A 9,716-nucleotide genomic window follows, 5' to 3' on the forward strand; every position below is an offset into this window, starting at 1 on the left:
ATGTACAAATAAGCAGGGGAGAAAGGTGATGAAAAACAAGCTTAAAGATTGGGTCGCAAAGCTTCCTAAAGCTGAACTTCATCTGCATATTGAAGGCTCACTTGAGCCTGAATTAATGATGAGTCTAGCTAAAAAACATGCTGTCGATTTACCCTATAGTTCTATTGAAGAGGTCATCGACGCTTATGATTTTCATAATCTACAAAGTTTTTTAGATCTCTATTATCTTGGTGCATCAGTACTGCGTGATGAAGATGATTTCTATCAACTCATGTCGGCCTATCTGCAAAAGTGCCGTGAGGATAATGTGGTGCATAGTGAAATTATGTTTGATCCTCAAACTCATACTGAACGTGGTATAGGTTTTGATATTTTTATGCCGGGCTTTGTTAGAGCGATGCAATATGCTGAACAAGAGTGGGGGCAGTCTAGTTTATTGATCATGTCGTTTTTACGGCATATGAGTGAAGAAAGTGCTTTGCAAACTTTAGAGGACGCCAAGGACTTTTTACCCCATATCACTGCGGTTGGTTTAGATAGCTCGGAGTTAGGTAACCCTCCTCAAAAGTTTGCACGAGTATTTGCCAAAGCCAAAGACTTAGGTTTAAAACGGGTTGCCCATGCTGGTGAAGAAGGTCCGCCAGATTATGTGTGGGAGGCGACCAACATCCTTGATGTGCATCGTATTGATCATGGTGTACGTAGTATTGAAGATGCTAGTTTGGTTGAGCACTTGGTAAACAAGCAGATCCCATTGACTGTGTGCCCCTTATCCAATACCAAGCTTAAAGTGTTTGAGCATATGTCCCAGCATAATATTTTGGAATTATTGGAGCAGGGTTTATTGGTCACTGTGAATGCCGATGATCCCAGTTATTTTGGTGGTTATTTAAACGACAACTATCATGCCTTAATAGATCATTTAGATATTTGCCAAGAACAGCTCAGGCAGCTAGTTCAAAACAGCTTTAGCGCTAGTTTTTTAAGTGATGAAACCAAACAACATTGGCTGGAACAATGTAATTAATACTTAACTGATTCTTTTTGTTTGAAATATAGGGCGGCACTAAAACTCAGTAGGCACAGCAACCACATGGGCCAGTTACCTAATAATCGATAGGGGGTGTTGCCTTGAACCAAGGGAATAGTGTCACTCAGTACCGCCGCTTCAAACTGTGGTAAACGACTTTGGATCTGTCCACGATAATCAATAAAAGCGCTAATACCATTATTGGTGGCTCGTAGTACAGGTAAACCAAATTCTTTGGCGCGAACTTGCGCTATTTCAAGGTGCTGGTCAGGACCATGGGAATGGCCAAACCAAGCATCATTGCTGACAGTAATAATAAAATTAGTATGTTCATATAGATTTGCCGCTATTTGATTAGGAAAAGCAATTTCAAAACAAATAGCGGGAGCAAAATAATAGCCCTTGGCGCGTAAATTTGCTTGTTGATATTCCCCTCTAGAAAACGACGACATAGGCAAATCAAAAATAGGTGCCAGCTTACGTAGCCAATTCTCTAAGGGGATAAATTCGCCTATAGGTAAGAGGTGATGTTTGGCATATCGGTTACCGTGTCCATAATAATATTGTCCACGAGGCAGGCTTAAATCTTGTTCATCGGTACTTGGCTGGTCTTTTAAGCCTAAGGTAAGTAAATTGTTGTATGCCTCGCGGGTTTCAAAATTGTAATTAACGATACCGGTGATCAATGCACTATTGTGAGATACCGCCAGTTTGTCTAACTTATGTAAATAGTCGACTGCTGCAGGTTCAAGTTTGGGCACGGCAGCCTCAGGCCAAATAATCACATCGGCATCCCAGTGGGCATTGCTCATGTTTTGGTATTTGAGCATGGTGGGCAAATCTTGTTCTGGCACCCAACGTAAATCTTGCTGAATATTACCTTGCACCATAGCAATTTTAGCGGCCTTACCACTGAGCTTAACCCATGGATGTTGTTCAAGGGTTAAACCACTGATGACTACCGTGGCAATGATTAGAGCACCTGCTTGTCTGTGGCCTTTGCTACCTATATTTGCCAATAACCAACAAGCTGCTGCGCCACATAGCAGAACTAACAGGCTACTTACACCTATTTCTCCAACGAGGGGAAACCAACCACTGAGTGGCCCGTGCAATTGGCTGTAACCGAGGGACAACCAGGGAAATCCAGTGAACAAAGTCGCTCTAAGCCATTCCATTACCAACCACATAAAGGGCAGGGCGAGAGGCCATAATTGGACTTTAAAATAACGCGTGAGTAAGTAGAATAAAGTCGCAGGAAACAGCGCTAGATATCCACATAACAACAACATCAAACTCAGTGAGCCAATGAGTGGTAAACCACCAAAATCGGCGATACTCACATGAACCCAGCTAATACCTGCACCAAACCAGCCTAAACCATAGGCAAAACCAAGTTTAAAAGAATGAGTTTTACCCGTTTGTGTTAACAGATAAATAAAAGCAGTGCAGGCAATTGGCACTAGCCACCACTGTGAAAACGGTGCATAGCCCAATGTTAATAAGCCGCCCAATATCAGCGCGACTAATAATCTTAAAATCAATGAGCTTGCTAGCAGAATTATTCTTCCGTTTCAGGCAGGGTGACTTTGAGTTGCACCAAACGTCTTTTATCAGAGTTAGTTACTTTAAACAGTATATTGTTAATCGTAACTTCTTCATCACGGGCAGGCATGTGACCAAAGGCTCGTAGCACGATACCACCTATGGTATCAGCTTCTTCTTCATCAAACTTGGAGGCAAAAAACTTATTAAAATCATCTAAAGCCGTAAGGGCTTTAACCGAATAAGTATGTTTGTTTAAGGGCTTGATATCGTCAGTTTCTTTGTCGTCGTCGTCGTGTTCATCTTCGATTTCACCCACGATCAATTCGAGGATATCTTCAATGGTCACTAAACCCGACACGCCGCCATATTCATCAACGACTATGGCCATATGATAACGTTTTTGACGAAATTCTTTGAGCAAGACGTCTACCCGTTTACTCTCGGGGACGATCACTGCTGGACGTAGAATATTTTTTAAGACTAATTTTTTGCTGGGATCAAAGGCAAATTCAAGCAAATCTTTGGCTAACAATATGCCTTCGATATGATCTTTGTCTTCACTAATAACCGGAAAACGGGAATGCGCTGATTCGAGAATTGAAGGGATAAACTCCTCAACCGTTTCGTCAATGTCTATTGTCATCATCTGTGCGCGAGGGATCATGATGTCTCTGACCCTAAGATCACTGACTTCCATCACACCTTCCATCATTTCACGAGTTTCAGGATTAATGATGCCGCTATTTTCAGACTCTTGAATAACACTAACGAGGTCTTGTTTGTTTTTCGGTTCTGTCGCGAATGACTGGACTATTTTATCCAGCCAACCTTTGTTGGCAGAACCGCTACTAGATGGGGGATTATCTTCGCTCATTTTCTCATAATTTTGTTGGTTCGATTTTGCTTAGTTATTAAGTAATAAAGCTAACAACTAAACTCGGCGTTTTAACGATCGCTATCTTTAATGATTTTGATAGGGGTCGTCAATGGCTAATTGTTGTAAAATTTGCCTTTCTAAAGCTTCCATATCTTCGGCTTCATCGTCGTTTATATGGTCATAACCCAATAAATGCAAGGTTCCATGTACTACCATGTGGGCCCAATGATGTTTAAGTGTTTTATTTTGCTCTGTTGCTTCTCGAGTCACCACGGGGGCACAAATCACTAAATCACCTAACAAATTAAACTCAGCTTCCGCCAAACTGGCAACATGGTTATCGTCATGTTCAGCATTTTCTTCATCATCCATGCCCATAAAGTCGGGCATTTCAAATGGAAACGACAATACATTGGTGGGAGAGTTTTTACTGCGATACTGATAATTGAGTTGCTGGCTTTCAGCGTCATCTACGATGCGAATAGTTATTTCTTTATCGCTAATACTCAGCGCGGCAAAAACGTGCTCTAACCACAGACTAAAATCCTGTTCTGATGGAATGTCAGCTTGCTCAGTGGCAATTTGCAAATCGAGTATGGCGCTCATCAGGATGTTTGCCCTTGTAATTGAGCTGCTTGAGCCGTAGCTTGTGCTTCGGCTTTTTCTTGGGCTTTTTGGCGTTCATGTTCTTCGTAGGCCATGACTATGCTGGCCACAACAGGGTGCCTAACTACATCTTGGGCGCTGAAAAAGTTAAAAGAAATCTCGTTAACATCTTTTAATACTTCAATGGCATGACGTAAACCCGAACGTACTCCACGAGGTAAATCCACTTGGGTAATGTCACCGGTGATCACAGCTTGCGAATTAAAACCGATACGGGTTAAAAACATTTTCATTTGTTCAACCGTAGTATTTTGGCTTTCATCCAAAATAATAAAGGCATCGTTTAAGGTACGGCCACGCATGTAGGCCAATGGCGCAACTTCAATAACATTACGCTCTAGCAGTTTTTCAACCCGCTCAAAACCTAACATTTCAAACAATGCATCGTATAAAGGGCGTAAATAGGGATCAACCTTTTGAGATAAATCACCAGGTAAAAATCCGAGTTTTTCACCGGCTTCTACTGCTGGGCGAGTTAACAATATTCGCCGCACTTCTTGGCGCTCTAGTGCATCTACGGCACAAGCCACAGCTAAATAGGTTTTACCTGTGCCGGCAGGGCCAACGCCAAACGTAATATCGTGATTAACGATATTGGCCACATATTGGTTTTGATTGGGGTTACGTGGTTTGATGACACCCCGTTTGGTTTTAATTGTGATTTCTTTGCCATATGTCGAGGCTTGCGCACTACTGTCTTGTTCTAAAACAGTCGATTGTTGTATGGCTAGATGAACTGTATTGGCCTCAAGATCAGGTATTTCACCTCTTACTGCTTGAGTTTCAATATACAGATTTTTTAACAGCTCGATAGTGCCTGTGACTTGCAGGGCGGGGCCGAGTACTTTGAATTCATTATTGCGGTAGGTGATTTCTACCCCTAAACGTCGTTCTAGTTGTTTGATGTTGTCATCAAAAGGGCCACATAAGCTGGCGAGACGTTTATGGTCGGAAGGTTCTAAATAAACCTGATTACTCACTAATTTAGTCAATATATTAAACTCTTTTTAACTCTCTGATTAGATAACAAAGGCGGAGAAGCTAAGCATTCTCCACCTTGATGAATCGCTGTTAGTTTGGCACAAACTGGCCAACACCTAAGTCGTTAATAACGGGAGATTTTTTAGCTAGTATGGCTTGAGGTGTAACGGCGCTACGCAAGTCCATCTGGTCTTCTGTTCTAAGCACGTCACCACGCAAGGAATTGGCAAAAACGCTGGTAATTTTAACGTCAATAAATTTGCCTATCATACTTGGTTGACCTTCAAAGTTAACCACACGGTTGTTTTCAGTACGGCCGGTAAGCTCCATCGGATTCTTTTTCGATGGGCCTTCAACTAAAATACGTTGCTCGGTATTTAACATGCCACTGGCAATGCGCAGTGCTTGTTGATTAATACGTTGTTGCAATAATTGTAAACGTAGCTTTTTGGTTTCTTCAGTCACATCATCCGGTAAATCCGCAGCCGGTGTACCAGGGCGCGCACTGTAGATAAAGCTAAAGCTCAAATCAAAATCCATGGCTTGGATCAAGTCCATAGTCGCTTGAAAATCGTCATCCGTTTCACCTGGGAAACCAATAATAAAGTCCGAAGACATACTCAAATTAGGACGAATTTTACGCAGTTTACGAATTTTAGATTTGTATTCGATAGCCGTATGGCCACGTTTCATTTGATTAAGAATGCGGTCTGAACCTGACTGCACCGGCAAATGCAGGTGATCAACCAATTCGGGGATCTGCGCATAGGCTTCGATAATATCATCGGTAAATTCAACCGGATGGGAAGTGGTATAACGAATACGATCAATACCGTTAATCGAGGCAACCAACTCTAACAACTCAGCGAAGGTACAAATGCTGCCATCAAAGTTAGGACCACGGAAAGCATTTACGTTTTGGCCTAATAGATTAACTTCACGCACACCTTGAGCGGCAAGTTGAGCAATCTCAAGCAATACATCATCAGCCGGGCGGCTGACTTCTTCACCACGGGTATAGGGCACTACACAAAAGGTACAATATTTTGAACAGCCTTCCATAATCGATACAAAGGCCGTAGGGCCATCAGCTCTTGGCTCTGGTAAACGATCAAACTTTTCAATTTCTGGAAAGCTGATATCTACGATTGAACTGCTGCCACCTTTTAGCTTATTGATCATTTCAGGCAGGCGATGCAGGGTTTGTGGACCAAATACCATGTCGACAAAAGGTGCTCGTTGGCGAATGACTTCACCTTCTTGTGAGGCGACACAGCCGCCCACCCCAATAATCAAATCGGGTTTGGTTTTTTTGAGATTTTTCCAGCGACCTAATTGATGGAATACCTTTTCTTGGGCTTTTTCACGGATTGAGCAGGTGTTTAGCAAAATCACATCTGCTTCTTCAGCCGTTTCAGCTAACTCATAACCGTGTGTTGAATCCAGTAAGTCGGCCATTTTGTCCGAGTCATACTCGTTCATTTGGCAGCCCCAGGTTTTAATAAAAAGCTTCTTAGTCATACGAAATTTAGGTACCTTTCTCAAAATAGTCCGACAGCTAACGTTACACAATTCAAGCCAAGAGGAGAGATTGTATTTCTTCGCGTTTAATTCGGTTGCCAAACTAGATGTTTAGATAATCACTAGTGGCTAAAAATGAACCGCGCATTTTACGGGTTATTTGGTTGCGAAGCTACTTTTAAGCATAGTTTAAGGTGGCTTTCTTTTAATAGTAGCGCAGATGATTGCAGGTAGTGCTGGCTGCGTAGTCAGAGTAGCTGAAAACAGACATTAAAAATTAGTTTAGGCATTTCAACCTTTAATAACTTTTTAACTATTATCCGAAATAAAATTAAAGTATAAATAAATACTCTCTATCGGTGGTTATATCTAATATATGATACCGTTTTTAATTGATGTACTAGGTTAAGGCGCGAATAATAGTTTCTACTTTTCTAGTCGAACATAACTTGTTATAAAGATTTATAATGGTGCGATATCAGGAGCCTTAAACAAAATGATACTCAGAATAATTTGTTTTTGGACGACAATGAGTTTTTTACTTAGCGTTAATGTGTTTGCAAAAGAGGTTCTTCATTCGGCAGTATCACCTGAGTTTCCAGATGGTTTACACACTAAGTATTTACAGTTTATTGCCAATAAAATGGATATGAATCTTGATGTAGCTGCAATGCCTTTTGCTCGACGTATAAAGGAGCTACACAATGGTCAGATCGATTTGTTGGTAGGTATGCGTAAAGAAAAAGATGTTGCGGATGATATTGTTTTTCTCCAGCCGAGTTATGAAAACTTACGACAAACTCTTTTTATCCTTACCACAGATAAAAACCGCTTTGAAAGCACTGCCAACTTGCAAAAAGCAAGAATCGCAACGACTTATAATAGCGAATACTTGTTACCTTCAAACACAACAAAAACCAACGATATTAATGTCATTACGGTCCCAACTTTGAAACAAAAAATAGAAATGCTACTAAAAGGCCGAATTGATTGTTTCATGCATCATGAAGAAATTACTTTCCTTCTTTTACATAGTATGGGCCTTGAAGATAAAATTACTACTTCAGTATTCCAGCCAAACAATTATGAAGATTATTATGTATCTATTAGTAAAAAAAGCAGCTTGTATCCCCACAGAGATGCACTAGAAAAAATGCTGAAATTGGCGGTTGATAATAATGATTTTATTAAAATCAGAAACGAACACTACCAACATTGAGATTGCGGGCTTTTATATTTGCTGTAAATGAAAGCTTTCCCATCGTGCGCATTTGAGATACCCAAGTTTACTGTGGCTTGTTATCCTTACTTCCTTAGTCATCCCTTTTGAATTTTTTAGGCAAAAAGCAAATGCAAAATCAACACACTATTACTATTGGTGATATTCAAGTCGCCAACGATAAACCCTTTGTACTTTTTGGTGGCATGAATGTACTTGAATCGCGGGATATGGCGATGTCTATTGCCGAATATTACAAAGAAGTCACCACTAAACTTGGCATTCCTTTTGTGTTTAAAGCTTCTTTTGATAAGGCTAATCGTTCGTCGGTTAATTCTTACCGTGGTCCGGGTATGGAAGAAGGGTTGAAAATTTTCGAAGAAATTAAACGCACCTTTAATGTGCCTTTAATCACTGACGTACATGAATGCCATCAAGCTGCACCGGTGGCCGAAGTGGTGGATGTTATCCAATTACCTGCATTCCTAGCTCGTCAAACCGATTTGGTTGTGGCTATGGCCAAAACTAATGCTGTTATTAATGTTAAAAAACCACAGTTTCTAGCTGCTCACGAAATGCGCCATATCATTAAAAAGTTTGGGGAAGCGGGTAACGACAAAATCATTTTGTGTGAACGTGGTTCGTGTTTTGGTTACAACAATTTAGTAGTTGATATGTTGGGCATGGACGAAATGAAAGCCTATGCACCGGTGATCTTTGATGCTACCCACGCCTTGCAAAAACCTGGTGGTCGTGAAGATTCGGCCGATGGTCGTCGTGCGCAGGCTGCACAATTGGCGCGCAGTGGTATGGCTCTTGGTTTAGCTGGTTTGTTTATTGAAGCTCACCCTGAACCTAATCAGGCAAAATGTGATGGCCCTTGTGCGCTTAAACTCGACAAGTTAAGTCCTTATCTTGAGCAGATCTTAGCTTTAGATGAATTAGTTAAAGGTTTTGCACCACTGGATACCAGTGCGAGATAGTAAATTTGCGTTTTAATAACCTTGCCTGAAGCAAAGGGATTAGCGTTTAGCGAGGTATGTTACGCAAAGCTGGATGGTTAAAGCGAGAGTGTTAAAGCAATAGTTGGGTAAGTAACGCTACGCGCCTTTAACGGCGCATAGCTCATTACTTACTAAGATTAAATAATCAGCAGATCAATTTAATTTTTTACGGTAGTACAAAATAAGTGCTAGTTAGGCAGAGCTATTAATCTGCAATTACCACTTTGAATTTATATTCTGGCAATTGTGCTGTAGCTGCGCTGACTAGTTCAGTTGCTTGTTGTTCATTGGTGCTGTGCAGTAGTTGCTTTTTAGCTTGAAGTTTAACTTCAGGAAAACCAAGGTCAGCCAATAAATCGGCGAAACCTGCTTTAATTTCTGCAACAATGTGCGACTCACTATTTTGCGTGATCACAGCGTCATCTAATTGCGAAGCGGTAGCTGCACTTGCGACTTGGCCGAATACATAGGCAGAAAGTACGGCAAGTTTAAATATGGATAATTTTTTAAATATATTTTTCATGTAATGAACCTTAATATTAGTAATGTTTGTGATATTTGTGTTTGTATTTTGTTAATCTGCTGTTGCGACGTTACTTATTGTTTTAAAACAATAAATTTTTATCACGATTAAATAATAAACAATTATTTTTAAACATTAAAATGACTTTTACTATTGGTTGGCATTAGAAAAACTAATGTTATAAACTGGTTCCATGTTGGTCTGGAACAAATAAGCAAATGAGTCGTCGTCTTCCTCCTTTAAATTCACTAAAAACCTTTGAAGCTGCTGCGCGGCATCTGAGTTTTACTCGTGCGGCGGATGAACTTTTTGTCACTCAGGCAGCAGTCAGTCATCAGGTAAAAGCA

Annotated in this window: 10 protein-coding genes; 4 read left to right on the forward strand and 6 right to left on the reverse strand. The window is 40.7% G+C overall.

Going from position 1 to position 9,716, the window contains the following annotated elements:
• The first annotated feature begins 28 nt into the window (after positions 1–28).
• The gene (locus tag AX660_RS08240) at positions 29–1,027 is read left to right on the forward strand and encodes an adenosine deaminase (protein ID WP_082768809.1); all 999 of its coding nucleotides are present in this window, start codon (positions 29–31) and stop codon (positions 1,025–1,027) included.
• On the opposite strand, the gene lnt is transcribed toward AX660_RS08240, so the two are convergent.
• The 5 genes from lnt to miaB all read right to left on the reverse strand — a co-directional run bounded on the left by lnt (position 1,024) and on the right by miaB (position 6,623).
• Positions 1,024–2,574, reverse strand: a complete 1,551-nt coding sequence (gene lnt, locus AX660_RS08245) for an apolipoprotein N-acyltransferase (RefSeq protein WP_235594690.1) — start codon at positions 2,572–2,574, stop codon at positions 1,024–1,026. The two genes, AX660_RS08240 and lnt, sit on opposite strands and share 4 nt — an antisense overlap.
• Before the next feature lie 17 nt (positions 2,575–2,591).
• Positions 2,592–3,452: a CNNM family magnesium/cobalt transport protein CorC gene (gene corC / locus AX660_RS08250; RefSeq protein WP_068375470.1), complete on the reverse strand. Its 861-nt coding sequence runs from the start codon at positions 3,450–3,452 to the stop codon at positions 2,592–2,594.
• 87 nt (positions 3,453–3,539) lie between these two features.
• The gene (ybeY, locus tag AX660_RS08255) at positions 3,540–4,061 is read right to left on the reverse strand and encodes an rRNA maturation RNase YbeY (RefSeq protein ID WP_068375473.1); all 522 of its coding nucleotides are present in this window, start codon (positions 4,059–4,061) and stop codon (positions 3,540–3,542) included.
• Entirely contained in the window at positions 4,061–5,113 is a 1,053-nt protein-coding gene (locus AX660_RS08260) for a PhoH family protein (RefSeq protein WP_068375477.1), read from the reverse strand. The genes ybeY and AX660_RS08260 overlap by 1 nt, the downstream gene beginning before the upstream one ends.
• Positions 5,114–5,192: 79 nt before the next feature.
• On the reverse strand, positions 5,193–6,623 hold the full coding sequence (miaB, locus tag AX660_RS08265; protein WP_068375480.1) for a tRNA (N6-isopentenyl adenosine(37)-C2)-methylthiotransferase MiaB: 1,431 nt from the start codon (positions 6,621–6,623) through the stop codon (positions 5,193–5,195).
• A 529-nt stretch (positions 6,624–7,152) separates the two neighbouring features.
• Between miaB and AX660_RS08270 the strand changes: the two genes are divergently transcribed.
• The gene (locus AX660_RS08270; RefSeq protein WP_157884316.1) at positions 7,153–7,842 is read left to right on the forward strand and encodes a substrate-binding periplasmic protein; all 690 of its coding nucleotides are present in this window, start codon (positions 7,153–7,155) and stop codon (positions 7,840–7,842) included.
• Between the two features lie 131 nt (positions 7,843–7,973).
• Entirely contained in the window at positions 7,974–8,825 is an 852-nt protein-coding gene (gene kdsA / locus AX660_RS08275) for a 3-deoxy-8-phosphooctulonate synthase (protein WP_068375484.1), read from the forward strand.
• 226 nt (positions 8,826–9,051) lie between these two features.
• Here the strand turns inward: kdsA and AX660_RS08280 are convergent, their stop codons facing one another.
• Entirely contained in the window at positions 9,052–9,369 is a 318-nt protein-coding gene (locus tag AX660_RS08280) for a hypothetical protein (protein ID WP_068375487.1), read from the reverse strand.
• A gap of 218 nt (positions 9,370–9,587) precedes the next feature.
• Between AX660_RS08280 and AX660_RS22795 the strand changes: the two genes are divergently transcribed.
• Positions 9,588–9,716: LysR family transcriptional regulator (locus AX660_RS22795; RefSeq protein ID WP_131811791.1), on the forward strand; the 129-nt coding region annotated here is incomplete at its 3' end.

It is taken from the genome of Paraglaciecola hydrolytica (genome assembly GCF_001565895.1).
GTDB classification, from domain to species: Bacteria; Pseudomonadota; Gammaproteobacteria; order Enterobacterales; family Alteromonadaceae; genus Paraglaciecola; species Paraglaciecola hydrolytica.

What these genes read in the sequence shown, in the direction of transcription:
- corC (WP_068375470.1), bottom strand. Translation starts at nt 3,452, where the DNA reads ATGAGCGAAGATAATCCCCCATCTAGTAGCGGTTCTGCCAACAAAGGT.
- AX660_RS08240 (WP_082768809.1), top strand. Translation starts at nt 29, where the DNA reads ATGAAAAACAAGCTTAAAGATTGGGTCGCAAAGCTTCCTAAAGCTGAA.
- kdsA (WP_068375484.1), top strand. Translation starts at nt 7,974, where the DNA reads ATGCAAAATCAACACACTATTACTATTGGTGATATTCAAGTCGCCAAC.
- miaB (WP_068375480.1), bottom strand. Translation starts at nt 6,623, where the DNA reads ATGACTAAGAAGCTTTTTATTAAAACCTGGGGCTGCCAAATGAACGAG.
- AX660_RS08270 (WP_157884316.1), top strand. Translation starts at nt 7,153, where the DNA reads ATGAGTTTTTTACTTAGCGTTAATGTGTTTGCAAAAGAGGTTCTTCAT.
- ybeY (WP_068375473.1), bottom strand. Translation starts at nt 4,061, where the DNA reads ATGAGCGCCATACTCGATTTGCAAATTGCCACTGAGCAAGCTGACATT.
- AX660_RS08280 (WP_068375487.1), bottom strand. Translation starts at nt 9,369, where the DNA reads ATGAAAAATATATTTAAAAAATTATCCATATTTAAACTTGCCGTACTT.